At 63.6% G+C, this 26,798-nt stretch carries 20 protein-coding genes and 2 tRNA genes; 8 read left to right on the forward strand and 14 right to left on the reverse strand.

From position 1 onward, the window contains the following. Positions 1-158: 158 nt before the first annotated feature. Complete coding sequence (gene phoU / locus ACX80E_RS00075) at positions 159-821, forward strand: phosphate signaling complex protein PhoU (RefSeq protein ID WP_459299315.1); 663 nt, start codon at positions 159-161, stop codon at positions 819-821. 104 nt (positions 822-925) lie between these two features. Here the strand turns inward: phoU and ACX80E_RS00080 are convergent, their stop codons facing one another. Next, positions 926-1,672 carry a phosphoglyceromutase gene (locus tag ACX80E_RS00080; RefSeq protein WP_459299317.1) on the reverse strand — a complete coding sequence of 249 codons (747 nt, stop codon included), beginning with the start codon at positions 1,670-1,672 and terminating at the stop codon, positions 926-928. A gap of 163 nt (positions 1,673-1,835) precedes the next feature. Between ACX80E_RS00080 and ACX80E_RS00085 the strand changes: the two genes are divergently transcribed. After that, the gene (locus tag ACX80E_RS00085) at positions 1,836-2,678 is read left to right on the forward strand and encodes an O-methyltransferase (protein ID WP_459299318.1); all 843 of its coding nucleotides are present in this window, start codon (positions 1,836-1,838) and stop codon (positions 2,676-2,678) included. A 1-nt stretch (position 2,679) separates the two neighbouring features. Here the strand turns inward: ACX80E_RS00085 and ACX80E_RS00090 are convergent, their stop codons facing one another. Continuing rightward, entirely contained in the window at positions 2,680-3,039 is a 360-nt protein-coding gene (locus ACX80E_RS00090) for a DUF2516 family protein (RefSeq protein WP_459299320.1), read from the reverse strand. Between the two features lie 26 nt (positions 3,040-3,065). Next, positions 3,066-4,271 carry a trans-sulfuration enzyme family protein gene (locus tag ACX80E_RS00095; protein ID WP_459299323.1) on the reverse strand — a complete coding sequence of 402 codons (1,206 nt, stop codon included), beginning with the start codon at positions 4,269-4,271 and terminating at the stop codon, positions 3,066-3,068. A 165-nt stretch (positions 4,272-4,436) separates the two neighbouring features. Here ACX80E_RS00095 and tmk point away from each other — a divergent pair, with 165 nt between their 5' ends. The 4 genes from tmk (at position 4,437) to ACX80E_RS00115 (ending at position 8,025) form a co-directional block, all read left to right on the forward strand. After that, positions 4,437-5,108, forward strand: coding sequence for a dTMP kinase (tmk, locus tag ACX80E_RS00100; RefSeq protein ID WP_459299325.1), 672 nt, complete (start codon positions 4,437-4,439; stop codon positions 5,106-5,108). Next, positions 5,105-6,274, forward strand: coding sequence for a DNA polymerase III subunit delta' (locus ACX80E_RS00105; RefSeq protein ID WP_459299327.1), 1,170 nt, complete (start codon positions 5,105-5,107; stop codon positions 6,272-6,274). Before tmk ends, ACX80E_RS00105 begins: the two co-directional genes overlap by 4 nt. An 18-nt stretch (positions 6,275-6,292) precedes the next feature. Further along, complete coding sequence (locus ACX80E_RS00110; RefSeq protein WP_459299329.1) at positions 6,293-7,840, forward strand: alpha/beta hydrolase; 1,548 nt, start codon at positions 6,293-6,295, stop codon at positions 7,838-7,840. 109 nt (positions 7,841-7,949) lie between these two features. Continuing rightward, positions 7,950-8,025: transfer RNA gene (locus ACX80E_RS00115), tRNA-Thr, on the forward strand. 213 nt (positions 8,026-8,238) lie between these two features. Here the strand turns inward: ACX80E_RS00115 and ACX80E_RS00120 are convergent. The 11 genes from ACX80E_RS00120 to ACX80E_RS00170 all read right to left on the reverse strand — a co-directional run bounded on the left by ACX80E_RS00120 (position 8,239) and on the right by ACX80E_RS00170 (position 21,551). Next, positions 8,239-9,384, reverse strand: a complete 1,146-nt coding sequence (locus tag ACX80E_RS00120; protein ID WP_459299331.1) for an ABC transporter ATP-binding protein — start codon at positions 9,382-9,384, stop codon at positions 8,239-8,241. Then, a complete protein-coding gene (locus ACX80E_RS00125; RefSeq protein WP_459299333.1) occupies positions 9,381-10,979 on the reverse strand; it encodes an ABC transporter permease in 1,599 nt (532 codons plus the stop codon). The genes ACX80E_RS00120 and ACX80E_RS00125 overlap by 4 nt, the downstream gene beginning before the upstream one ends. Positions 10,980-10,984: 5 nt before the next feature. Continuing rightward, the gene (locus tag ACX80E_RS00130) at positions 10,985-12,040 is read right to left on the reverse strand and encodes an iron ABC transporter substrate-binding protein (RefSeq protein WP_459299335.1); all 1,056 of its coding nucleotides are present in this window, start codon (positions 12,038-12,040) and stop codon (positions 10,985-10,987) included. A gap of 146 nt (positions 12,041-12,186) precedes the next feature. Continuing rightward, complete coding sequence (locus ACX80E_RS00135) at positions 12,187-12,690, reverse strand: hypothetical protein (protein WP_459299336.1); 504 nt, start codon at positions 12,688-12,690, stop codon at positions 12,187-12,189. A gap of 5 nt (positions 12,691-12,695) precedes the next feature. Further along, the gene (locus ACX80E_RS00140; RefSeq protein ID WP_459299338.1) at positions 12,696-13,346 is read right to left on the reverse strand and encodes a bacterial proteasome activator family protein; all 651 of its coding nucleotides are present in this window, start codon (positions 13,344-13,346) and stop codon (positions 12,696-12,698) included. 33 nt (positions 13,347-13,379) lie between these two features. Next, positions 13,380-13,571: a YbdD/YjiX family protein gene (locus tag ACX80E_RS00145; RefSeq protein ID WP_459299704.1), complete on the reverse strand. Its 192-nt coding sequence runs from the start codon at positions 13,569-13,571 to the stop codon at positions 13,380-13,382. An 11-nt stretch (positions 13,572-13,582) separates the two neighbouring features. Further along, entirely contained in the window at positions 13,583-15,850 is a 2,268-nt protein-coding gene (locus tag ACX80E_RS00150) for a carbon starvation CstA family protein (protein ID WP_459299340.1), read from the reverse strand. Positions 15,851-16,121: 271 nt separating this feature from the next. Next, entirely contained in the window at positions 16,122-19,049 is a 2,928-nt protein-coding gene (locus tag ACX80E_RS00155; protein ID WP_459299342.1) for an FtsX-like permease family protein, read from the reverse strand. 1 nt (position 19,050) lies between these two features. Beyond that, positions 19,051-19,776: an ABC transporter ATP-binding protein gene (locus ACX80E_RS00160; RefSeq protein ID WP_459299344.1), complete on the reverse strand. Its 726-nt coding sequence runs from the start codon at positions 19,774-19,776 to the stop codon at positions 19,051-19,053. Then, the gene (locus ACX80E_RS00165) at positions 19,773-20,411 is read right to left on the reverse strand and encodes a PadR family transcriptional regulator (RefSeq protein ID WP_459299346.1); all 639 of its coding nucleotides are present in this window, start codon (positions 20,409-20,411) and stop codon (positions 19,773-19,775) included. Before ACX80E_RS00165 ends, ACX80E_RS00160 begins: the two co-directional genes overlap by 4 nt. A gap of 156 nt (positions 20,412-20,567) precedes the next feature. Next, positions 20,568-21,551 carry an NAD(P)H-quinone oxidoreductase gene (locus tag ACX80E_RS00170; RefSeq protein WP_459299348.1) on the reverse strand — a complete coding sequence of 328 codons (984 nt, stop codon included), beginning with the start codon at positions 21,549-21,551 and terminating at the stop codon, positions 20,568-20,570. Positions 21,552-21,646: 95 nt separating this feature from the next. Here ACX80E_RS00170 and ACX80E_RS00175 point away from each other — a divergent pair. Next, positions 21,647-21,734 (forward strand) — tRNA-Ser (locus ACX80E_RS00175). Positions 21,735-22,025: 291 nt separating this feature from the next. After that, on the forward strand, positions 22,026-26,783 hold the full coding sequence (locus ACX80E_RS00180; protein ID WP_459299350.1) for an ExeM/NucH family extracellular endonuclease: 4,758 nt from the start codon (positions 22,026-22,028) through the stop codon (positions 26,781-26,783). Positions 26,784-26,798: the final 15 nt, after the last annotated feature.

Consider the following 26,798-nt stretch of genomic DNA (forward strand, 5'->3'; position numbering starts at 1 on the left):
CACCAGCCTATGCTCTAGCGGGGTGATTTTAGCCAAAACAGCCTCCCGGCGGTGCTCGTTCAACAAACGTTCACTTAGTGGTGCGCTCATGTTCACTTGCAGGTGGCATGCTGGAACCCTTGAGGCCCCCCGTGGGCTGCCCATGAAAGGACACACGCGTGCGTAAAGTTTTCCAGGCCGAACTTCACCAAATTGGCGAGGGACTTATAGAGATCTCTGCATTGGTGGGCGAGGCCATCACCAAGGGCACCACCGCTTTCGCAGCAGCTGATCTGCAGACGGCTCAGGAAGTCATCGCCGCTGACGCCCGGATTGACTTCCTGCAAAACGACTTGGATGAGCGCGCCATTGACGTGCTGGCGTTGCAGGGACCGGTGGCCAGCGATCTTCGCATGATCGTTGGTTCGCTACGCATGAGCGCGTCCCTGGAACGCATGGGGGATCTGGCCCGGCACATTGCCCAGCTGACCCGCCTGCGTTTCCCCAACCAGGTCATTCCGGCCTCCCTGACCGCCACCTTCGCCGAGTTGGCGCGTCTGGACATCGTCATCGCGCACAAGGTGACGGAGCTGTTGGACACCCGTGACCTGGAGCTGGTGAGCGACATCGCCGCAGCCAAGGGCCAGATCAACAAGCTGCACAAGCACGTTTTCTCCACCATGGCAGCCCCGGAGTGGCAGGAAACCGCCGCAACAACAGTCGATGTCACCTTGGCCAGCCGCTACTTCGAACGGTTTGGCGATCACGGCGTCTCGGTGGCCCGCAAGGTTTCCTACCTGGTGACAGGTGAATGGCAGCCCGAGGACTTCCTCACCGTGTAGTTTTTAGCCCCACCATCTGCCGCTTGGGAGTGGCGGGAGGACGTGGGGGAACGGCGGCGGGCCACCTTTTCAGCAAAGGTGACCCGCCGCCGTCGAACTTTAAGTTACTTTTTGCCCTGGTTCGCAACAGCCTGGATGGATGCCGCAGCGGCGTCCGGGTCCAGGTACTTGCCGCCGGGGGTGATGGGGGCGAAGTTCTCGTCCAGTTCGTACACCAGCGGGATGCCGGTGGGGATGTTCAGGGATGCAATGGCGTCATCTGTGATGCCGTCCAAGTGCTTGACCAGGGCGCGCAGCGAGTTGCCGTGAGCCGTCACCAAAACAGTTTTGCCCGCCTTGAGGTCTTCCTTGATGTCCGACTCCCAGTACGGCAGCAGGCGGACCAGGACGTCCTTGAGGCACTCGGTGCGCGGCAGGGCCTCACCGAGGCCGGCGTAGCGGGGATCGTTGGCCTGGGAGAATTCGCTGTCGTCGGACAGGACCGGCGGCGGGGTGTCGTAGCTGCGGCGCCATTCCATGAACTGCTCTTCGCCGTACTCGGCCAGCGTCTGGGCCTTGTCCTTGCCTTGCAACGCGCCGTAGTGGCGTTCGTTCAGGCGCCAGTCACGCTTAACGTCAATCCAGCCGCGGTCGGCGACATCGAGGGCAATGTTGGCGGTGTTGATGGCCCGCTTCAGACGCGAGGTGTACAGCACGTCCGGGAGAAGATTGTTCTCCACGAGCAGCTCACCGCCGCGGGCGGCTTCGGTCCGGCCCTGATCGTTCAGGTCAACATCCACCCAGCCGGTGAACAGGTTCTTGGCGTTCCACTCACTGTGGCCATGGCGTAACAAAATCAGCGTATAAGTCATGGTTTCATCCTACCGGGCGGGAATGCGCGGACCTTCAATTGCTACGCGGCACTGCTTCTGCGCACCATTGGCCACCCATCGTGCGCAGCTCTCACAGTGGCGCACCATGGCGGTGCCGCGGTGCGCAGAATCAATCTCCTGCGTGCTCCTCTAAACTTGTTCTGTGGTTCAACGTGCACAGCGGGTCAAGGGCAATTCCGTCGACCCCACGGCACGGGCTGGCCGCCAACGCAACAAGCCGTTCGGCAATGTCACCCGCGGCACCACCAACCCCAACCGTTTGCGCCGGGTGGACCGTTGGTTGGCGGGCCCGCAGGCGTGGCGCCTGCGCTCCGAGACCAACCCGCTGGTGATCGACTTGGGCTACGGGGGCTCGCCCACCACGGCTGTTGAACTGTACGGGCGCCTCCAGGCAGTCTGCCCGGACGTGCACGTCACAGGTGTTGAGATTGAACCCGAGCGGGTCCGCATTGCCAAGCCGTTGGAACATGCTGGCCTGGATTTCCGGGTGGGCGGTTTTGAGATTCCCGTGCCGGGGCAGGCCACCATGGTCCGCGCCTTCAACGTGCTGCGCCAGTATGAGGAGGCCGACGTCCTGCTCATCTGGGATACGGTCCGGTCCCGCCTGTCGCCGCACGGCATTTTTGTGGACGGCACGTGCGATGAGATCGGCCGCCGCAGCACCTGGGTAGCCCTTGACCGCTCAGGCCCGCAATCGTTGACCATTTCGCTGCGCTTTGGCGCCTTTGACCTTCCCAGCGACGTTGCCGAGAGGCTGCCCAAGGCACTCATCCATCACAACGTGCCCGGTCAGAAGATCCACGACTACCTGCAGGCGCTGGATCAGCACTGGCTGGCAGGGGCGGCGCTTTCCGCGTTTGGCAACCGACAGCGTTGGCTGGCCATGTGCCAAGAAATGTTCGACGCCGGCTGGCCAGTGGTGCGTGCGCCCGCACGGTGGCGTTTGGGTGAGCTGACGGTGGCGTGGTCAGCCGTGGCGCCCTAACCTACCAGGACGATCCGCGGTTTTGCTGGCCTTTGCCGCGGCCGCGAACTTCAACCAGTGCGGGACGGACATCAGCCAAGTACACGCCGGCTGCGGTGACCCCGCCAAGGCACAGAATCATGCCCATCCCCAGCGGCGGCACCGACAGGGTCATGATGGGCCCAATGACGTACAGGACACCAAAAAAGGTGGCACCGGCGGTCAGGGCCGTCCAAAACGTCTTGGTTTTCTTGTAGACGCGCTCAAAATCCGCGGCGGGAGTGCGCAGGCAATCGCTCAGCGCCCACACCTGAATGCCCAAGGCGAGCAGCCCAAAGCCAACCAGGATGAAGAACTCTACAAAACTCAAAATAGTAGCCACAATTCAAGCTTACAGGGCAACCCTGCTCAGAGGGTTTCTTGTTTGTCCGAAAGCTGCGCGGTGGCATCAAGGCGTGCAAACGCCTGCTCCAAGTCACGCCACAGGTCCTCGACGTTTTCGATTCCCACGCTCAGCCGCAGGAGATTGACGGGCACGGTTTCTGGCTCATTGGTGTGACGGCGGCGGCGCTCAATCAAGGACTCCACGCCGCCAAGGGACGTTGCCGGAGTCCACAGCCGCAGGGCCTGAACAAAACCTGTGGCCGCGGCTTCACCGCCGGCCAGCTCAATGCACAAGATGGAACCGAACCCGTTCATTTGCGCCTTGGCCCGCTCGTGACCGGGATCCAGAGGCAGGCCCGGGAACCTGACCTTCTCAACGGCGTCGTGCACGTCAAGGCGCTGGGCCAAGTCCATGGCGCTGGCCTGCGAACGTTCCACGCGCAGGGCCAAGGTGCGCAAGCCCCGCAAGGCCAGCCAGGCCTCGAACGGGCCGGCGATGGCGCCGTGAATGGAACGGTAGTGCAACAGTGTGCCGCGCAGTTCCGGATTGGAGGTGGCCAGGGCGCCCAGGACGACGTCGGAATGCCCGGCCAGGTACTTGGTGACCGAGTGCAGGACGACGTCGGCACCAAGTTCCAGCGGCTTTTGCACCAACGGGGTGGAGAAGGTGTTGTCGGTAACCACGATGGCCCCCACGGCGTGGGCCGAACCGCACAGGAGCGGCAGGTCAGCCACCTCCAACATGGGGTTGGTGGGGCTCTCCAGCCACAGCATGTCAGCGGCCCGAGCCCCTGTTCCGGTGAGGGCTGAAATGACCTCGTCGCTGTTGGCAATGTCCACCGTGCGCAGCGTGAACAGTCCCTTGGCTGCTTGTTCGGCCGCCATGACAAGTGCGCCCTGGTAGGAGTGCGCCGGCATGACCAACACGCCGCCCACCGGGATCAGGGACAGCGCCGCCGAGACAGCCGCCAGGCCCGAACTAAAAATGAGCGCCGGAAGTGTTGCACCTTCCAACTCCGACAACGCAGCCTCCAGCGGATCCCAGGTGGGGTTGGAGTAGCGACCGTACGCCCTGTCCCCGTCCACTATGGTGCTTGTCCCCACATAGGTGGAGGAAAGCACAAGGGGCGGGTTCACGGGCGCATCATGCTCGCGGGCGGGGCGCCCCGCCGCCACCACAACGGTGTCGGGGTGGAGGTCTTCGAAGTGATCGGCAGCACGGTAGGTCATACCCACCAGAATAGTGCCCGGCGTCACCGCGGCTGCGCCACGCCCGGCACGGACGCCGGATTATTCTGGGCCGTCAACGTCAGGACCTCCGCAACGTGGCGGTAGCGCTCACCGCGGTGGTGGCTGCCTCAAGAAGCTTGCAGCTTGGGCCGGTAGGCTAATGGTGTGACTCCTACTTTTGCCCCGCCGCCGGGCATATTCATCGCTTTTGAAGGCGGCGACGGCGCGGGAAAATCAACCCAAGCTGCCTTGCTGACCACTGCCCTGGCCCGGGCCGGGCGTACAGTGGTGCGCACCCGCGAACCCGGCGGAACACCGATTGGCGAAAAGCTGCGGTCCCTGGTGCTTGACCATGGGCACGGCGCCATTGACGCCAAAACCGAGGCGCTCATCTTTGCCGCAGCCCGCGCCGCGCACGCCACCCAGGTTATTGCCCCGGCCGTGGCCCGCGGCGAGGTGGTCATCAGCGACCGTTACGCCGATTCCTCCATCGCGTATCAAGGCGCCGGCAGGGGCTTGGGCACCGACGCCGTGGCGCAACTCAACGACTGGGCCACCGGCGGGCTATGGCCGGATCTGACGGTCTTGCTGGATGTAACGCCCGCGGCGGGCCGGTCCAGGCGGACTGCGGGCGGCACCCCTGAGGACAGGCTGGAGGCTGAGCCCGATGACTTCCACGCCACCATCCGTCAGGCATTCCTTGAACTGGCTGCCGCGCACCCCGGCCGCTACCTGGTGTTGCCGGCCGGCGACGCCGTGCCCGACCTTGCCCGGGCCATTGAAATCCGTGTCACGGCGCTCTTAACGCAACGCGCCGGCGACGTTGGCCACGCATGAGTGTCTGGGTAGATCTCCAAGGCCAGGACTCAGTGGTTGCACAACTACGTCGCGCAGCCCAGTCCGAGAAGCCCACCCATGCCTGGCTGTTGACGGGCCCGCCGGGATCCGGCCGTTCCAACGCTGCCCTGGCTTTTGCCGCAGCACTGGTGTGTGAACGCCCCGAGCTGGTGGCACGGGGTTGCGGCATTTGCAAGGCGTGCCACACCACCATGACCGGCACCAATGCCGATGTCACGTTCGTCGCCACGGAAAAAACCACCATCTCGATCGACGAGGCCCGCACCCTGGTGCGTAAGGCTCACGACAGCCCGTCCTCGGCCCGTTGGCGCGTCATGATCGTCGGTGATGCCGACAGAATGGCCGAGCGCACCACCAACGTGCTCCTCAAAGCCATCGAGGAACCGCCGCCTAGAACCATCTGGATCCTTTGCGCACCCAGCCCGGCGGATGTGCTTGTCACGATCCGTTCACGGTGCCGGACCCTGACGTTGCGGTTGCCGCCGGTGGCAGATGTTGCCGCCTTGCTGGTGCGCCGGGACGGGATCGACCCTGAACTGGCACTCAACGCTGCCCGGGCCGCCCAAAGTCATATTGGCATTGCCCGCCGCCTGGCCGGTGATCCCGGTGCCCGGGAACGCCGTGAGGCGACAGTCCGGCTGCCGTTGAATTTGCGCGATGTCACCACAGCCGTGCAGGCCGCGGCGTCCTTGCTGGAGCTTGCCCAGGCGGAGGCTGCCTCCTCCAACGAAGAGCGCGACGCCGTGGAGAAGGCCACGCTGCTGCGCAACCTGGGCGCCCCCGAGACCGGCGCGCTGCCGCCGCCCATCCGCAGCCAGGTGCGCGCCCTGGAGGAGGACCAGAAGCGCCGCGCCAAACGCTCGGTGACAGACCATTTGGACCGGGCTCTGACGGATCTGCTCTCCTTCTACCGGGATGTGCTGGTACTGCAGCTGGACACGCGCGGCGGCTCCGGCGTCGAACGCGAGACCGTGGAACTGGTCAACGACCCCCTGCGCACCCAGCTGCAGGAATTCGCCGCCCACACCCGCCCCGAAAAAACGCTTGAACGCATGGACGCCATCAACGCCGTGCGCCGCCGCCTCACCACCACCAATGTTGCCCCGCTGCTGGCCCTTGAAGCCATGGCAGTGAGCCTGCTCTAAGCTGTGAAGGATTTTTCTATGCCTGCCGGAAATGTACGACGGCGTCACCGCCACCGCTTGTTCCTCACCGCCGCGGCCAGCATTGCAACACTGTTGCTGAGCTCGTGTTCGGTGCTGACCCCGGACGCTCCGGTCAAGTCGTCCGCTGCGCCGGAGGTGGTCGGTGAGGTGCCGGCAGACTTGCTGGACTTCTACACTCAGGCCGTGACGTGGAGTTCGTGCAACGGCGGCTTCCAATGCGCCGAGGTGGAGGTCCCGGTGAACTACCAGGAGCCGGGGCAGGACACCGTCAAGCTAGCCGTGACGCGGCTGCCAGCCACGGGAAAGCGGCTCGGGGCCATGGTGGTCAACCCTGGCGGGCCCGGCGGTTCGGGTGTGGACATGGTCAAGGATGGGGCAAAGACTTACTTTTCGGACAAGCTGCGCGGCGCCTACGACGTGGTCGGTTTTGATCCGCGCGGCGTGCAACGATCGGCCGGGGTGAAGTGCCTGGACGACGCCCAGATGGATGCCACCCGGCAGGAACAATTTGATCTGTCCAAGGATGCCGACCTGGCCCGCGCCGAGGCCGAGACTAAGCGCCAAGCGGAACTGTGCGCGAAGAACTCCGGACCCGTCCTTGAACACGTTGACACGGTCAGCTCGGCCAAGGACATGGACATTCTGCGCGCCGTCGTGGGCGACAAGCAGCTGAACTACATGGGGTTCTCCTATGGCACCAAATTGGGGGCCACCTACGCCGGCTTGTTCCCGGCAAGGGTTGGAAAGTTCTCCCTCGACGGCGCCATGGACCCATCCCTGGACATTGACCAGGTGTCCATGGGCCAGGCTGTTGGCTTTGAAAAGGCTTTGCGTGCCTGGGCCAAGGACTGCATCGGTTCCACTGACTGCCCCGTCAGTGGAACCGTCGATCAGGCCATGGCCCAGATCCGCGATCTGCAGGGCGTGTACACGGCAACCCCCCAGCAAACACCTGAGGGTCGCGTGGTGACCGGAACGGAATTTACCGGCGCTCTAGCCTTTGCCATGTACTCCACCGATCTCTGGGAACCCCTGAAGGGTGCACTGAAGCAAGCCTTCGCCGGTGACGCATCGGGGATGTTGTCGTTGGCTGACTTCTCCGCCGACCGTGACTCCGATGGCAAGTACCAGTCCAACACCGCTGCGGCGTTCACCGCCATCAATTGCCTTGACTACACCATGAATTCAGATGTCACCCACATGCGTGAACAGGCCGTCGCGCTTGAGAAAGCTGCCCCCACCTTTGGGAAGCTGTTGGGTTTCTCCGGATTGTCCTGTAAATCCTGGCCGTTCCCGGCAACGGGAAAACCCGCCCCCATCGCCGCTGCTGGCGCCGGACCCATCCTGGTGGTGGGCACCACCGGGGATCCGGCAACGCCGTACTCTTGGGCGCAGGCGCTGGCCAAGCAGCTTGACACCGGGGTCCTGGTCACGTGGAAGGGCAACGGCCACACAGCCTATGGGCGGGCCAACGAATGCCTGACAGCCACCGTTGACGCGTATTTTGTGGACGGAAAAGTGCCGGCCGCCGGCACCAGCTGCTAAATTTTTCTGGTTTCTGCGCGGTGACGATTTTGTACATCCGCCCCGGGCATATTAGAGTTGTTTCTTGTGTTCAGCGGCTAACTCCAGTTGGGGTTTTCAGCTAGCACAGGCCTCCATAGCTCAGTTGGTAGAGCGTTTCACTCGTAATGAAAAGGTCAACAGTTCGATTCTGTTTGGAGGCTCCACGAAAACCCCGCCACGGCGGGGTTTTTTGGTTAAACAACCAGTTTTGCGGTGCCCGGCAGCCGCAGATTTGGCACAAGGTGTGAAAAATGCCGCTGTTTAACGGAACTGCCACAGTTTGTACTGTGGCGTTTCCGTCAAACGGCAGCATTTATCGCAGCTCCCGGCACAGATGGCCGTTGCGGGCCGCGACAGGCTCGGCCACCGGCTGGGGACTAGCCCTCCAGCGGGAACACAACACCTTCGCCGACCACTTTCAAGAACAGTTGCGTTCCCGGGCGGGCCAACATGGCGTTCCAATGCCTGATGCTGATGATCTCCCCGCCTACAGGCTGGTGCGGGTCCGCCGGGTGATCGGCATCCACGGGGATGGGTTCGAGCTGGATCCGGACAGTGGTTTCCGGGCCAAAGTAGTCCGTGTCCACCACCCGGCCACGGATGGGTCCGCCGGCGGAAATCCGGATTTGTTCGGGGCGCAGCATCAAATGCACCTTGCCCTGGACGGGTGGGCGGCGCACCGGAATGCCGCCGAGTGAACACAGCGCCAGCGACCCCTCCATCCACGCCTCAAGGATGACTGCGTCACCCAGGAACTCGGCCGTGGCCCTGTCCGCGGGGCGCGTGTAAACAACAAACGGGCTACCGATCTGCGCCAGTTTGCCGTCACGCATGACGGCCACCTGGTCGGCAAAGCTCAACGCCTCGGCCTGATCGTGGGTGACCAAAATAGTTGTAACACCGGCCTGCTCTAGTGTCTGGGACACGGCCCGCCGCGTTGCAACCCGCAGGCCGGCATCCAAGGCGCTGAACGGTTCATCCAGCAGCATCAGTTCGGGCTGGCGGGCCAGGGCCCTCGCCAGCGCCACCCGCTGCTGTTGCCCGCCGGACAGCTGGTGGGGGCGGCGCTTGGCATAGGAGCCGTCCAGGGACACCATCTCCAGCAGCTCCCCCACCCGCAACGCGGCAGCCTTGCCACGCAGGGGCAGCCCAAACGCGATGTTGGCACCAACACTCAGGTGCGGGAATAGCGCCCCGTCCTGGGCCACGTACCCTACGCTGCGCCTGTGGGCTGGAACCCAGGTGGACTGCCCCACTACTTCCTCACCCGCCAAGGCAATACGGCCGCCGTCGGGCGCCGAAAAACCCGCGATCAAGCGCAGCAACGTGGTCTTGCCCGATCCGGAGGGGCCAACAATGGCCGTGGTGCGGCCCTGCGCCACCGCCAAATCCACACCCTTGAGCACCTCGGTGCCACCAAAATTCTTGCGCACGCCGGTGACCTGCAAGTGATCCGGCACCCCGCTGGCGGTCCGGCCCGCCTTGTTGGTGGTGCCGCGGTGACTTGTGGGCTGAGACGTCATTGGCCTGCGGCTTTCTTGGATTGCACAAAGAGTAAATACGTCATGGGGGCTGAGAGCACAATCATCAACAGCGCGTACGGCGCTGCACCCATGTAATCAATTTCGCTGCTCAGGGACCAAAATTGGGTGGCCAGGGTCCGTGTGCCGTTGGGCGCCAGCAACAAGGTGGCCGTCAGCTCATTGACGATGCCCAGGAACACCAGGGCCGCGCCCCCCGCCGCCGCGGGGGCCGAAAGCCGCAACGTCACACGCAGGAAGGCGATCAGCGGCGGTTTCCCCAACGCCCGGGCCGCTTCATCAAGTTCGAGCGGCACCTGGGCCAATCCGGCCCGCAAATTCACCAGCGCCCGCGGCATGAACAGCAGCGCGTAGGCAGCCACCAGCACCACCGAGCTTTGGTATATGGCCGGCACGTTATGAACGGTGATGGTGACCAAGGCCAGCGCCACGACAATGCCCGGCATGGAACTGGAGATGTAGTTGACAGCTTCCAGGACCTTGCTGACGGGGCCGGGGTGGCGGATCACCAAATACGCCAGCGGAAAGGCCAGCACTGTTGTCAGCGCGGCACCGGCCAGGCCGTACCCCAGTGTTTGCACCAAGGCGCTCAGGAGGTCATCCCGCACCCAAATCGCGCTGCCACCGGCCACCAGCCAGCGGCCCACATGCCACAGCGGCACACCAAGGGCCAGGGCGCTCAGCGCACTCAGGGCCAGCTGTGCCGGAAGCTGCCAGCTGCCCAGTGTCAGACGGTTGGGGCTGGATTGCACCCCGGCACCCACCCGGGCATACCGGGCGCTGCCTCGGGACTTGGACTCGGCCAGTAGCAGCAACAGGCAAAACAGCACCAGCACACTGGCCAGCATGTTAGCTGCCGCGCCGTTGAAGGTTGACCGGAACTGGTCATAGATGGCTGTGGTGAAGGTGTCGAAGGCGATCATGGCGAAGGCGCCGTATTCAGCCAACAGGTGCAGCGCAACGAGCAAGGCGCCGCCGGCGGCCGCCAGCCGCAGTTGTGGAAGCACCACCTTGAAAAACACTCGCCAAGGTCCCAGCCCCAATGACGCGGCGGATTGTTCCAACGCCGGGTCCAGCCGGCTCAGCACCGCCGCCACGGGAATGTAGACCAGCGGGAAGTAGGAAAGCACAGAAATGAGGACACCGCCAAAGATGCCGCCCAGGGACGGAATGGCGCTGACCCAGGCATAGCTGTTCACGAACGCCGGGATGGCCAGCGGCGCCGCCAACAACACTGCCCACACCTTGTGCCCGGCCAAGCGGGTACGCTCCACCAGCCATGCCCCGCCAACGCCCAGCACCACGCACAGCGGTACCGTGATCAGCACCAGGGACAGCGTGTTAAACAACAATTCGCCAACGCGCGGGCGGAACACCAAGGTCACAATGGTGTCCCACCCGGCGTTGACGCTCGAGACCGCCACGAACCCCAGCGGCAGCAGGGAGAACGCAGCAATCAGCAAACAAAGGACGACGACGGGCCAGGGGCCCAGGCGTGAACCTCGGCCCCCAGCGGCGGTACGTGAGATTTTGGCACCCGGCGCACCATCCGCCGTCGTACTTTGTTCTGAGGTCATTGAAACTACAGTAGACCAGCCTGCGTCATCAGCTCAGTCACCTTGGCGGAGTTCAGCTTGGCCGGGTCAACCTTGGGCGCCTGAAGGTCAGCCAGCGGGGTCAGCTTCTTGTTGGCCGGAACGCCGGAGGCAACCGGGTACTCAAAGCTGGTGCCGGTCTGCAGAATGGTCTGGCCAGCCTTGCCCGTGACAAATTCGAGGAACTTCGAAGCGTTGTCCTGGTGCTTGCTGGAGGCCAGGACGCCACCGCCGGAGATGGAAACAAACGCGCCCGGATCTTCATTCTTGAAGTAGTGCATGGCCACGTTCTTGGAGTTCTCGCCGGTCTTGGCCTCATCGCCGAACCAGTAGTAGTGGTAGATGACAGCGCCTTCAACTTCGCCGGCATTGACGGCCTTCATGGCTGTGCTGTTGCCCTTGTAGGCCTTGAAGTTCTCCTTCATGGACTTCAACCAGGACAGTGTTGCGTCCTCACCCTCGAGCTCCAGCATGGCGGAGACGATGGCCTGGAAGTCTGCACCGGACGGTGACGCGGCCCAGCGACCCTTCCAGGCGGGATCGGCCAAGTCCATGAGCGACTTGGGCAGCTGATCAGCCTTCAGCTTGGTGGTGTCGTAGGCAAAAACCGTGCTGCGGGCGGCGATGCCGGCCCACTTGTTCGTTGACGGGCGGTACTCGGCAGGAACCTGCTCCTGCACCTTGGCGCTGGTGTCGGCGAACAGGCCGGCATTTTCAACCTGCGTCATGGCCGGGGAATTCTCGGTCAGGAACACATCTGCCGGCGACTTGGCGCCTTCTGCGACGATCTGGTTGCTCAGTTCCAGGTCACTGCCCTGGCGAAGCGTAACCTTGATGCCTGTTTCCTTGGTGAATTCATCCACCCACGCCTGCGTCAAGGACTCGTGCTGGGCGTTGTAGACAGTGATCGCGTCAGCGGTCGAGCCGGCCGCGCCTTTGCTCTCCTGCGGTCCCGCTGCGCCACTGCAGGCGGCAAGTGCCAGGACGGATACTCCAGCCAGCGCCGTCAAAGCGGCTTTGCTGAACTGCAACTTGCTAAACATTATGGGGGCCTTTCGGCGGTAGAGTTAATTAGCGAACGAATTCTGATCGCATTCCATTAGAAGGGAAGGCTACCCTTAGGCGCAAGTCAATGTGACGCAAATCTACTGATGTTGCGTCATTTTGCGTGACTGAGCGGAGCTACTTTTCAGTACGTTGCTTTGTTGTGTAAAAGCTCGCCAGCCCTGCTGACATGTTGGCGCACGATGGCTGCCTTGCGTTCGACGCCGGCCACCTCCCCCACGCCCAGCCGCAGCAGCGCCAGCGCTTCCGCCGTCGCCGCCAGCGCGTTGCCAGCCCGTGAGAGTTCACGGTGAACATCGGTGAGATACCCGCCAGTACCCGCCGGGATCTCCATCCCTTCACTGGGCCCCAGGGCTTGCGCCTGGGCAGCAATTCCCCGCACCTCGGGCAGGAGATCGGCAAGACTGTTGGCCAGGCGCACCATGGCGTCATAGTTTTGCGCCATGCGCTCAGCATCGTGCGGGGACGCCATAGCTGGTGGTGCGGCCTCTGCCAGCCCTTCAAGCATTTGATGGAAACGGTCCAGGCCCCTGCGGAACCTGTCATGGGCCCGGCGCCACACACCCTTGCCCAGCTCGGCGTCGTCGCGCCTGGCCTGCCGGTTGACACTAAAAAGTCCTTTGAGCATGCGCGTCAGAGGTACTGTCCAGGGGAGCCGGATTCGGCCTGGCCGTGGGTGGGATCATTGGCTGGCCCGCCGACGGGTCGGCCCTGCTGCCCCAGTGTTGCGCGCCGTGGCTCACCGTTTTCACCCACCACAACGCCCGGGGCAATCACTGTCCCGGGGGGAAGCTGATGCATGGCCAGCCTGGCGGCAAGTTGCTGGTTCGCCATGGCCTGGCCCGCCAATGCCGTCTGGATGCCGTGAAACAAGCCCTCCAGCCAACCCACCAGCTGGGCCTGGGCAATGCGCAGCTCCGCATCGGAGGGCGTTTTTTCGTCGGTGAAGGGCAGGCTCAGGCGGTGTAGTTCGGCCACCAGTTCCGGGGCCAAACCGTCCTCAAGTTCGGCGATGGACCGCTCATGGATTTCGGCCAGCCTGACCCGGGCGGCATCATCCAACGGCGCACTTTTGACCTCATCGAGCAGCTGCTTGACCATGGTCCCGATGCGCATCACCTTAGCCGGCTGGTCGACCATGTCCGCGACGCTGGCGGGCTTGAGGGCGTGCCCGTCCGCCGTCTCGGCGTCCCCTGCCGGGTGCCCGGCGGTAGCTGCGGATTCCTCGATGATCTTCCCCTCAGCAGCAAAACCGTTGGCCGGGGTGCGCGCCTTGTCAGTCATAGTGAAAGTCTCTCACGGGGGCGCATTCCTCGCCTAGCAGCAGCGGCCTTCCGGGTTGGCGTCCTGCCGGTCTGTTTTCTCGCGCCAGAACTCCTTGAGCGTCATCGGCTCTGTGGCGCAGCCGGTGGCCCGGTGGTGGTCAAGGTATTTCTCATAGCTGTCCTCGCCCAGGACACTTTTCAGGTACCTGGTGACGGCGCGCAGGGCTCCGCCAGCGTGCCGCAGCGTCTTCACGGCTAGTGCCCGGACCGCTCAGCTTGCTTCCCTGATGCGGCCCATTCCTTCAGGATGACCTTTTCCGTGGCCGAGGCCGCCATGGATGCCGGGGCGAAAATGCGTGAGGCAACGGCGGGGTCTTCCTTGCTGGGTCCCCCGCCCGCCTTGATGGCGCGCACGGTGACCCTGACCGCCGTCGTAATAACAATGATCGACAGCACCACAAAGACGACAGACAAGGTGCCCTGAACGGCCGAATTGCGGACCACAGCGTCCATGGCTTCGACAGTCTTGGCGTTGCCGAAGCTTGTCTTCCCGTCCGCCAGCGCCTGCGTGAACGCCTGATGCTGCGCCCAGTAGCCCACGGCCGGGACGGTGGAGAAAATCTTCTGGAAGGAGGCCACCACTGTCACCACCGTGACGAACACCAGCGGCAATGCCACGATCCACAGGTACTTGATGTGGGTGTTTTTGGAAACGATGGTCAGGCACACTGCCAGCGCAATGGCGGCCAGGAGCTGGTTGGCGATGCCGAACAGCGGGAACAAGGTGTTGATGCCACCGAGCGGGTCTGTGACACCCATGATCAGGATGGCGCCCCAGCCGGCCACCATGATGCCGGTGGTGATCCACGAGCCTACACGCCAGGACGTGTCCTTGAACTTGGGCACAAAGTTGCCAATGGAGTCCTGGAGCATGAACCGGGCCACGCGGGTGCCGGCGTCAACGGCTGTCAGGATGAACAAGGCCTCAAACATGATGGCGAAGTGGTACCAGAAACTCATCATGGCCTTGCCGCCGGCCACTTGTTGCATGATGTGGGCCAGACCCACGGCCAGGGTTGGTGCGCCGCCGGTGCGGGACACGATGGACTCCTCGCCGACGTCGGACGCGGTTTGCGCCAGCGTGGCCGCGTCAACGTGCACGCCTGTCAGTCCCAAGGAATTCACAAAAGCGGCGGCACCCTCGATGGTGCCGCCGGTGGCTCCCGCGGAGGAGTTCATGGCGAAGTAGATGCCACGGTCAATGGACAGGGCCGCAACCAGGGCCATGATGGCCACGAAGGATTCCATGAGCATGCCGCCGTAGCCGATGTAGCGGGCCTGGCGCTCTTTTTCAATCAGCTTGGGCGTGGTGCCGGAGGCAATCAGCGCGTGGAAGCCGGAGAGCGCACCGCAAGCGATCGTGACGAACAGGAACGGGAACAGGGAGCCCGAGAACACGGGGCCGTCGGACCGGCCGGCGAACTCGCTAAACGCGGGAACATTAATTTCGGGGCGGACCAGCACAATGGAGCCGGCCAGCATCACGATGGTGCCGATCTTCATGAATGTGGAGAGGTAGTCGCGCGGGGCGAGCAACAGCCACACGGGCAGGATCGCTGCGATGAACCCGTAGACGATGACGGCCCAGGCAAGCGTCACCTTGTCCAGGTGGAACACAGCCGCGCCCCACTCAGTAGCGGCCACCATGCCGCCGCCCACAATGGCTGCCAGCAGCAGCACCACACCAATCAATGACACTTCCATGACCTTGCCGGGGCGCAGGTAACGCAGGTACACGCCCATGAACAAGGCGATCGGGATGGTCATGGACACCGAGAACACGCCCCACGGGGATTCGCCCAAGGCGTTGACAACCACCAGCGCCAGGATGGCCACAATGATGATCATGATCAGCAACGTGGCGATGAGGGCTGCCGTGCCACCAATGACACCGAGTTCCTCGCGCGCCATCTGACCCAGGGACCGGCCGCCGCGGCGCATGGAGAAGAACAGGACAAGGTAGTCCTGCACGGCGCCGGCAAGGACGACGCCGACAATGATCCAGATGGTGCCCGGCAGGTACCCCATCTGGGCTGCCAGGATGGGACCCACCAGGGGGCCTGCGCCGGCAATGGCGGCAAAGTGGTGACCGAAGAGAACATTGCGGTCGGTGGCCACATAGTCCTTGCCGTCGGCCTTGTATTCGGCCGGGGTGGCCCGCAAGTCATTGGGCCTGATTAGGTACTTTTCAATGACTTTCGAGTAAAAACGGTAACCGATCAGGTAGGTGCACACTGCTGCGAAGACGAACCAGATGGCGTTGACCGACTCGCCACGAACCACAGCCAAAACTACCCAGGCGACACCGCCCAGAAGTGCGATGGCCGCCCACACGGCAATCTTCAGCGGCGTCCATTTCTGCTTTTCCGCCTCGGCGTCAAGGTCGACGGCCACGGGAGGCAAATCTGGGTCCTGGACGAGGACATCACCGGGTTCGGCAGCCTTCGTTGACGGCAGTGTCATGTTTTTCCCAACGCTAAAGACATAAATATGGCCATTTGACGTTAGCAGTATGACCCGCAACACATGGGCGGTGTGCTGTGGGTCATGACAGCAAATCTGTCAAAGGTAGCGTTCACGCGATGAACGGCATTTCACCGTATGGGGGCGGCCAGGTCGGGCCTAGTCGTCCGCTCCTGCAAAATGCCGCCGTTTGACGGAAATGCCACAGTTTGTACTATGGCATTTCCGTCAAACGGCGGCATATTTGTTCGGAAGTCCCTAGCCCAGTGGCTCAGACGAGGGTTTGCCTGCGCGTCATGGGCAGTTTGCCCTTGGTGAGCAACCACGCGGCGGCTGCGCCGAACAGCGGGACCAGGATCATCAATGCAGCTATTTGCAGCCACGGGATGACAATGGGGAATCCGCGCAGCAGGGACAACACCACAACAGTGGGCACCGCACCTGCAAAGACCCCCATCACCGTGCCCAGCATGGCCGTCATGAGTGTTTGCGAACCCGAGATGGCCTTGCGCAGCTTGGTGTCCGCCCCGATGCTGGCCAAAGTGGCGTGATCGTTGCGACCGTCGGCGAGCGCCAGACCGGCTGTGATGCCGGCAGCGCTCAATGTGATCAACGCGCCGCCAGCAACGATGAGCCAGAGAATGGTGGCCATGTTGCCTGCTGGGCCGCGCTCAAACTGGACGCCATTGTACTGCCCCACCAGTGGGGCCAGCGCCGATTGAAGCTGGTCCGTTTCCACCTGACTGAGACTCTTGGGTGACGTGACCAGCAGGGTCTGGTTGCTTACCGGCATGTCCAGCTTCGCTGCCGTTTCCGGCGAGACTACACCGTAGAAGCCAAGGCTCTTCTCAGGTGCTTCAACAACTGCGGGCAGAGCCTGCGCTCCCAACGGTGTCAGAAGCGGTCGCATGAACTGTCCACCCGATTTTCCGGGAATGTTCTGGTCCCAGTTCCGCGGCGAGGCGGGGTCATAGCTGATGACCTTGGCTGTTCCGTCCGGCTGGAGGTAGACCTTGTTCGTGATGACCATGCCACCATCACGCAACGCCTGCAGGGCCCGGGCGCTTGGCACCCGTCCCAACAAGGCAGCAAGTTCAGCCTCACCGCCGGCGACGATGTCCGGGAGGCTGCTGCCAAGGTTGAGGCTGCTCTTGGACCCTGCGCAGCGCCAGTCACCAAGAATTGCCGGCTTCCAGTCCGGAGCCAGTTCACAACGGTTGGCCACGGGCTCCGCGAGCGCCCATTTGGGGCATGGCGTGGCGTTGGGCACCTCGTGCCCGGTGTTGTTTTCCAAGTTGCGCTTCTGCTGGTCGAGCTCACACTGGGACCACTGGGGCGTGCCCCGCAGAACTTGGGTTGTGACGTCGGGGCCCAAGGTATCCGCCATCAGGGTAGTTACATCCCGGGGATCCACCGTGGCCAGTCCCTGCGGCTCCCATTTCTGCGCCCCACCACCCAGATCAGTGGTCTTGGTTTTCATATATTCCAGGGGGATCCCTGTTTGGTTGAGGTTGTACTGCCACTGGTGGTTGTTGCTGTTGTCCTCCATGGCGCTGGCAGTTCCCACCATGAGCGCACCGGAGAGAGTGGCGGCTGCCAGGACCGCGGCAACGGCCGGAATGGTGCGTCCCAGGTTTCGGGCCGAATCCCGGGCCGCAAGCCGCAGGGGAACGGGCAGCCAAGCTGTCTTTGCCGTGAGCAACTCGATGATGCGTCCCGTCAGGCAAATGAGCGCAAGGACAAGTACCACGGCCCCGCCAATGATGAGACCCGAACTCAGCGGAACCCACACATAGGAGTCATCCCGGCCCCGAACCATGACGCTAACAACAACCCCTGCCGCCATGGCCATGGCCGCCAGCACCAGGAAGCCCAGACCAAGCCATTTGGTCCACCTGGAAGGAAGGTCTGCCGTGCGGCCCGATTTCAGGGCCGCCAGGGTGGCTTGCCTGGCCACGGCGCGGGCGGGCACCATGGCGGCTACCAGTCCGGCAGCCACGCCCAGGAGAACAAGGCCCAAGGCTGGCAGCCACATCAGGTGCAATCCCGGGAACATGGCGTTGCCCTGCCCCCTGACTATCACCACCACAAGCATTGCGGCAGCGCTGCCCAGCACGGCCCCCGCCATGCCTCCGGCCAAGCCCAGCCACAGTCCACTGGCGGTGACGGTTGTCCGGACCATGGAGCTTTCGGCACCCGATGCGGCCAGCAAGGCCAGGTCGCGCTGTTGCTTCCTGGCGCCCACGGCAAACGCGGCACCGGCCAGCAGCCCCACTTCCAGCAAGGCCAGGACACCGATGAGTCCACCCATGAGCAGCACAGGCATCATGGCGGCCAGGCCTGCGTTGGTCTGCTGGTTCTGCGCGTCAGCCCCCAGCTCCGCCTTGCTGGGTGGGTCCAGGAGCAGACTTCGGGATGTCAGCGTGATGCCCTTGGCGTTGAAGGTCTTGGCATCGGTCCACGCCAGGGCCTTGTCGCCAACCAAATAGATGGTGGCCGGGCCCAGATTCGGCGCCATTGCTGCCGGGATTTGCTTCGCGCTCAGGAAAAGGAACGCTTCGCCGTCTCCCTGCCGCTCGGGGCGGATGGTGCCGACAATCTCAAAGGTGCCGGCCGACGTCGTAAGTTCCTCGCCAAGCCCCAAGCCGAATCGCACCAAGAGGCCGCGGCTTGCAAGTGCCTGCGCTGCGGAGGATGGCGCCGCACCGTCAAGCAACGTGTACTTGCCTTTGAAGGCGGGGTTGAGAACATCGGTGACGGTGGTTGGCACCTCAACTTGCGCCTTGCCCACAGGCGTGTGGACGGTGGTTGACTGCCACGGGATGGCCGTAAATCCGGCCGGCACCGCATCCGCCGGTGCAGTCGCCACAAAGTTCGGGTCCGGTCCAACCCCGGGGCCACCCAATCCGAACATCAGGTCACCTTGAACGCGTTGGACGGACGTGGCGTTCTGGGTGCCCATGTCAGTCAGCCGGCCCTGCGTCTGGCCCAGCTCCATGGCGACGGTTTCAGCTGGCGTGGCCTGTGTGCTCATTCCGATTGTGGCCGCCGTCGACATCGCGAAGATGGGCAGCGCAATCAACGCGATAATCAACGCCGAACGCCCCTTGTGCCGGCAAATGTCCCGCCAGGCCATGGTCAGGGCAAGGCGCAGCCGGTGCCGCCGGCCACCCTTGACGGGTTTCAGGTCTAGCGGCATCTCAGTGGGCCAATCCGGCCAAGAACACCGACGGGTCCTGCTGCGAGGCGGCCTCATCCACAATGCGGCCGTCCTTGAGGAACACCACCCTGTCCGCCCAGCCGGCATGCCGGGCCTCATGTGTGACCATGACGACGGCGGCCCCGGCTTCAGCCCTGCTGCGCAGCACTTCTAGGATGCCGTCTCCCGTGGCCGAATCCAACGCACCCGTGGGCTCATCGGCCAGAATCAGGCGGCGGTTGCCCACAATGGCTCGGGCAATGGCCACCCTCTGCTGCTGGCCACCGGACATTTGATCCATGAACCTGTCAGCCAAATCCTCAATACCCACCAGGCGCAGCGCATCCTTGGCTTGGCGGCGGGCCTTGCGGACAGGAATGCCATCGAGTTCCCGGGGCAGGGCAACGTTCTCGGCAGCCGTCAGTGTGGGGACAAGGTTGAAGTCCTGGAAAACGTAGCCCACGGCGCGGCGCCGCAACCGGGCCAGCTCATTGATGCTGAGCCCACCCAAGGGGGTTCCTTCAACAAAAATCTCCCCGCTGCTGGCCTTGTCCAGGCCCCCGGCAAGCGTCAAGAGCGAGGACTTTCCCGAGCCCGAGGGCCCCATGACGGCCACGAACTCGCCCGCGTTAATGGTCAGGCTGACGTTGCGCAGAGCCGCCACGGACATGGCGCCTTCACCATAGGTCCGGCTGACGCTTTCAAGCTGCAAAATTTCGTTGCTCACTGTGACACCGCCTTGGTCTCGGCAGCGGCACTCCCTGCCGCCGATGGTCGAGGCTGTCGGGCGCCGGAACCGGCAGACGCAGCGCGTTTGGCCATCCATCCTTCGCAGTGGTCCAGCCAGCGAACTTCGGCTTCCGTGGTGAAAATCAGTGAGTCCAACACCAGCAACCATGCGGCGTCGTTGGCATCTCCGGTGCCGGACCCGCCGGAAAGTTGTGTGCCGGCGTTGCTGGCCGCGGCCCGCCGCTGGCGAGTGTAGTCCTGCAGCAACTTCATCGAGGCTGTGCGTTGTGCCTGCACCACGGCGGAAACGTCCACGTCCGTGAGTGTCAGGGCCAGCGCCAACTTGATGGCCAACTCATTGCGCGGCGGATTTGTTGCGGCAACGGGCTGGGCAAACCAACCCATCACCTCGGTGCGACCGGCGCTGGTGATGCTGTAGATGACGTGACCTTCGCCGTCGTCACCCTCCTTCTCTACCAGGGCATCGCGTTCCAGCCGGTCAAGGGTGGTGTACACCTGCCCGATGTTCAGCGGCCAGGTGGAACCTGTCCGCTCCTCGAACTCGCCGCGTAGCTGGTAGCCGTAGCGCGGGCTTTCCGCCAGTAGCGCCAGTAACGAATGTTTGATGGACATCAATAATCCCCTTGCTCGGCGCGGAGGCCCCCAATGAACCCCCGCGACAACGGTATGCATACCGCGTATGGCAAATGTAGCTACTGAGTATGGTCAAAGCAAGCGGCGGAGCGTCATATTGGCCAAACGGCCCACACAATGCAGGTGCCGGTACGTCTACAGCGTCAACAGCACCTTGCCCACGTGCACGCCCGAATCAAAGTATTCGTGCGCGGCGGCAACCTGAGCCAGCGGGAACGTCTTATCCACCATGGGCCGCACGGCGCCACTAGCCACCAGCGGCCAGACGTGGTCACGCACACCCTCCATGATGGCCGTTTTCTCCTCCACGGGCCTGGCCCGCAGCGTGGTGCCAATGATGGCAGCACGCTTGGTGAGCAACATGGCCAAGTTCAGTTCCGCCGTCGCACCCCCCTGCAGGCCAATGACAATGAGCCTGCCGTAGCTGGCCAGTGCCTCAACGTTGCGCGCCAAATACTTGGCCCCGACGACGTCGAGAATCACGTTCGCGCCGAGGCCGCCGGTAAATTCGCGGACACCTTCGAGGAAGTCTTGGGTGCGGTAGTTGATGGCCAGGTCCGCGCCGAGGTAGCCGGTGAGCATGGCGGCCTTCTCATCGCTGCCTGCAGTGGCGATGACGCGGGCTCCGGCAGCCTTGGCCAGCTGAATGGCCATGGCGCCAATGCCACCGGCGCCGCCATGAATCAGCACAGTTTCCCCGGCCTGTAGCTGCGCCGTCATGAACAAGTTCGAGTGCACGGTTGCGGCAACCTCGGGCAGGGCTGCTGCCGTGACAACATCAATCCCCTCGGGCAAGGGCAGGACCTGGCCCGCCGGAACGCACACCTGGGCCGCGTACCCGCCACCTGTGAGCAACGCCACAACCTTCTCGCCCAGGCTGAACGGCTTTGTCACGTGGGGGCCGAATGCGGCGATCCGGCCCGAAACCTCAAGGCCCAGAATCTGCGATGCGCCCGGCGGCGGCGGATAGAAACCACGCCGCTGCTGCACGTCGGCCCGGTTGATTCCGGCGGCAACCACCTCAATGAGCACCTCGCCGGGGCCGGGCACCGGGACCGGCGCCTCGGTCAGGGCCAAAACTTCCGGCCCGCCGGCACCCGTTGTAACAATCGCCTTCATGACCTTCTCCATCACCTTCAAGTACCCGTGAATCTTAGTTGTGCCACCGCTCATTTTGGTGGCACAGCCCTGCCTATGAAACACTACTAGGGTAAGGAAGGTTGTCCGAGCGGCCGATGGAGCTGGTCTTGAAAACCAGTGTGCGGTAACCCCGTACCGCGAGTTCGAATCTCGCACCTTCCGCGCGTATGAAGGGAAGCAGTCTCATCACGAGGCTGCTTCTTTTTTTGTTGTCTTTTTGCCCGTTTCGCCACATTTGCCCCGGCACGGGCGGCCCACTTGCACCCAGCCGCTGCCTCGTGTTTACTTCCGAGCAGGCGCGTGTTCACGAGCGATTCACCTTAACCTGTTTGGCTCAGTCACGGATCTGTAGGGCTGACTGGGGCGGTCTCTTTGTTGTTCTCCTCACCACCATCTGCGGTTCATTCTTCGCCCACCGCACAATGGCGTGCCACACTTTCGAGAGTTGGAGACATGACAAGCAACACCTTTATCAAGGCGGGTTTGGGTGCCATTATGGCACTTGGGCTGGTCGCGGCCCCGCTGGGCGTGGCCCCGGCACTGGCCGGCGAGGAGCCCACCACTGCCAGCTCGCCCACGGCACCGACGGCGGCACCAGCGGCTCCCGCGGCACCGGTACCGGCACCGGTGGTCATCAATGAGGCGTATCTCAACGGTGGCAGCTTGGGTGCCTCGTTCAAGAACAAGTTCGTGGAGCTGTACAACCCCACCAACGCCGACATTGACCTCAACGGCTGGTCGCTGCAGTACCGCCCGGGAACCGGCACGGCCGCCCCCAGCAACGTGGCTGCGCTCAACGGCACCATCAAGGCCAAGGGCTACTACCTGGCGAACGGTGGCTCCAACGGAGCCAATGGCCAGGACTTGCCTGCCACCGATTTCCCGGGCATCACCATCAACCCGGCAGCCGGATCCGGCACCATCATCCTCTCCGACCAGGCGCAGAAGCTGCCGGACAACCTGGCCACGGGTTCACTGACCGGCACCCCCGGCATCGTTGATGTGCTCGGCTACGGCACCTCGAACACCTTTGAAACGGCCGCGTCCTCGGCCGGAACCGTCACGAAGTCCCTGCACCGCAGCAACTTCGCCGACACTGACAGCAACACCGCAGACTTCACCACAGCCGAGCCCTCCCCGACAGGCACCGGCGGCGGCGCTACTCCTCCCCCTCCGCCCGTTGACTCCGGCGACAAGACCATTGCCCAGATTCAAGGTGATGGCGCCAGCAGCCCCTATGTGGGCACCACCGTCACCACCAAGGGCAAAGTCACAGCGGCGTACCCCACCGGCGGTTTCAACGGCTACTTCATCCAGACACCTGGCACTGGCGGGGACCTTGACCTTGCCACGCACACCTCCTCCGACGGCGTTTTCGTATACTCCCCGGCGACGGTTGGCGCTGTCGCCATTGGCGACTACGTCCAGGTCACGGGCACTGTCAAGGAATTTGGCAATGCCGCAGATGCTGCCAAGACCACCGAAATTGACGTCGCGGCTGGCGCCCTGACCACCTTGGCGGAGCCCGCAGCGGAGGTCAAGGCAGCCGTTGTTGCTGTCCCGTCAACAACCGCCACGCGTGAAAGCCTGGAGGGCATGCTGGTGGCGCCCGCGGGCAAGTTCACCATCACCGACAATTACTCGCTCAACAACTACGGCGAGGTTGGCTTGGCGGCAGGCGAAGAAACCCTGTTGCAACCCACGGCCGCCGGCCCTGTTGGTTCCGCTGCACACACCGCCCAGATTGCGCAGAATGCTGCCAAGGCCATCAAGCTCGACGACGGCGCCAGCACCAACTTCCTCACCACCGGCCAGTCGGTGCCGTTGCCGTGGCTCAGCGCCTCGGCCCCCATGCGCCTTGGCTCCACGGCCGAGTTCAGCGCCCCTGTCATCTTCGACAACCGCAACAACTCCTACAAGTTCCAGCCGCGAGAGGGACTCACAGCGGCCAACGCGCCCAGTGTGCAACCCATCAGTTTCGGCAACAACCGCGTGGCCACGCCCACCAACGTTGGCGGCAACCTCAAAGTTGCCACGTTCAATGTGCAGAACTATTTCACGGCCACCGGGGAGCAAAACCCCTCCTGCCAGTTCTACACCGACCGGGCAGGCAACCCCGTCACCGTCAAAAGCGGCTGTGACCAGCGAGGCGCCGCCAATGCTGCGAGTCTGCAACGCCAGCAGGACAAGATTGTGGCTGGCATCAACACCTCCGGTGCCGATGTACTCTCCCTGGAGGAGGTCGAAAACTCGGCCAAGTTCGCCAAGGACCGTGACAGCGCACTGGCCACACTCGTCGCTGCCCTCAACGTGGCCTCCCCCGGAACCTGGGACTATGTCCGCTCCCCCGCCGCGGACAAGCGTCCGGACGTCGCCATAGAAGATGTGATCCGCACGGCGTTCATCTTCAAGAAGAACGTGGCAGCACCCGTGGGCGAATCAGTAATTCTCGATGACCCAGCGTTCACAAAAACTGCCCGCCAGCCGCTGGCCCAGTCATTCAAGTTGGCGGACGCGGCCGATTCCGCCAAGGTGCTGCTCATCGCCAACCACTTCAAGTCCAAAGGCTCGGCAGCCACCCCGGATGACACTGACAAGGGCCAGGGCAACTCCAACCTGGCCCGGACCAAGCAAGCCCAGGCGCTGGCCAAGTTCTCCACCGATCTGCAAGCTGCGCAGGGCACCAACAAGGTGCTGCTCATGGGCGACTTCAACTCCTACATGTTTGAAGATCCCATGGTGGCCCTGACAACTGCCGGCTACGTGAACCAGAACGCGAAGACCACGAAACAGTCCTACAGCTTCGGCGGTATGCGTGGCTCACTTGACCATATTGTTGCCTCACCCGGAGCCGATGCACTGATCACCGGCGTGGACATATGGAACATCAACTCCGCGGAGTCCATCGCCATGGGCTACAGCCGCCACAACTACAACGCCACCAACTTCTACGACACCTCCGCCTTTGCCGCCTCCGATCACGACCCCGTGGTGGTCGGCCTGACATTGGCCGGGGCGCCGGCACCCACCAAGGAGATCAACCTCCTGAACATCAATGACTTCCACGGCCGCATCGACGCCAACACGGTGAAGTTTGCCGGCACTGTTGAACAACTGCGCGCGGCCTCCGGGGACGCCAACACCGCCTTCCTCTCAGCAGGTGACAACATTGGTGCCAGCTTGTTCGCTTCCGCCTCCCAGGATGACAAACCCACCATCGAGGTGCTGAACGCGCTGGGACTTGACGCCTCCGCCGTCGGAAATCATGAGTTCGACAAGGGCTACGCCGATCTGGACGGTCGTCTCAGCACTGCCGCCGACTGGGACCACTTGGGCGCCAACGTCTACGCCAAGGGCACCACCACACCCGTCCTTGATGAGTACAAGGTCATCACCGTCAACGGCGTGAAGGTTGCCGTCATCGGCGCCATCACCCGTGAAACATCCACCCTGGTCTCCCCCGCGGGCATCGCCATGCTGGAGTTTGGTGACCCCGTGGAGGCTGTCAACCGCGTGGCCAAAAAGATCACCGACGGCAAGCTGGCCGACGTCATCGTGGCCGAATACCACGAAGGCGCCGGGGCTGGAACACCCGAGAAGTCAAGTCTTGAGCGCGAAGTCGCCGCCGACGGGGTGTTCAAGAAAATTGTGACGACCACCAGCGCCTCGGTCAACGCCATCTTCACCGGCCACACGCACAAACAGTACGCGTGGGACGCGCCGATTCCCGGCGCATCAGCCGGCGCAGCCGTGACAACCCGCCCCATCGTGCAGACCGGAAACTACGGCGAGTATGTTGGCCAGATCCGACTGCAGTTGGACGCCAAGACCCACGCAGTCACCTCCTACACGCAAGGCAATGTGCCCAGGACCACCACCGACGACGCAACCCTTGTTGCCACGTTCCCGCGCGTCAAAGCCGTCAAGAGCATCGTTGATGAGGCACTGGCCGCGGCCAAGGTGGCTGGCAGTGTGCCCGTTGGCAAGATTTCCGCCGACATCACCACGGCGCAGACCTACGACGCCGCAACCGGCAAGTACACCCGCGATGACCGCGCCAACGAATCCGCACTGGGCAACTTGGTCGGCGACGCCCTGCTGGACGCCCTCAAGGCCGACCAGAAAGGCGGGGCCGAGATCGGCGTCGTCAATCCCGGCGGCCTGCGCGCGGACCTGCTGCACAAGAATGCGGGCTTTGACGACGGCGTGGTCAGCTACGCCAACGCCAACGCCGTTCTGCCGTTTGTGAACAACCTGTGGACCACCTCCCTCACCGGAGCCCAGGTGAAGACCATGCTGGAGCAACAGTGGCAGACCAATGCTGACGGCAGCATCCCCAGCCGCCCGTTCCTGAACCTCGGGCTGTCCGCCAACATCGACTACAGCTACGATTCAACCCGGCAACTCGGCGATCACATCACCTCGGTGACAGTCAACGGCGCACCTATTGACCCGGCCCGCTCCTACCGCGTAGGTACGTTCGGCTTCCTGGTCACGGGTGGGGACAACTTCCGCGTTTTCACCGAAGGCAGCAACACCAAGGATTCGGGCCTCGTTGACAGGGATGCCTGGGTCGCTTACCTGGGCAAAAAGTCGGCCGTGGCACCCATTGCACCCGACTTCTCTCGCCGCGGCGTGGACATCATCGGCGCCCCGGCCACTGTCACGGCGGGCCAAAAGGTCAGCGTTGGTGTGAAGAAGCTTGATTTGAGCTCGCTGGGAGCCACCAAGTCCACCCGGATCACGCTCAACTATGAGCCCTCCGGCAGTGGCGGCGGGACCGGTTTCGCCGCGACCCGGGCGCAGCTGGCGCCGGCCACCCTGGACAGCTTCCCCGTCGCCGACGGCGCCGCAACCTTGGACTTCACGGTTCCACAGCAGCTCGACGGCGGCCGCTTCATAATCACCACCGACGGCGGCACTTCTGCACGGTTGCCCATCAGCATCCCGGTGTCTGCCACGACACCGACGACCCCGGCAACCTCAGCCCCGGCGACTACACCGGCGGGCACCAGCCCGGGCACCTCGACTGCCGGCGCCGACTCGGGTGCCGACTCTGGCCCCGGCGCCGACGCGGCTGGCGGCAATAGCCATGACGCACTGGCCGCCACGGGCGCCGCAGCGCTCCCGCTGGGCCTGGGCGCGTTGGTCCTGCTGGGCGCCGGCGCAGCGGTTGCCATGGCGGCACGGCGCAAGGCGGCAAGGCACTAGTCCCCACACCCTCCC

This window comes from Arthrobacter sp. TMN-49, from assembly GCF_054511095.1.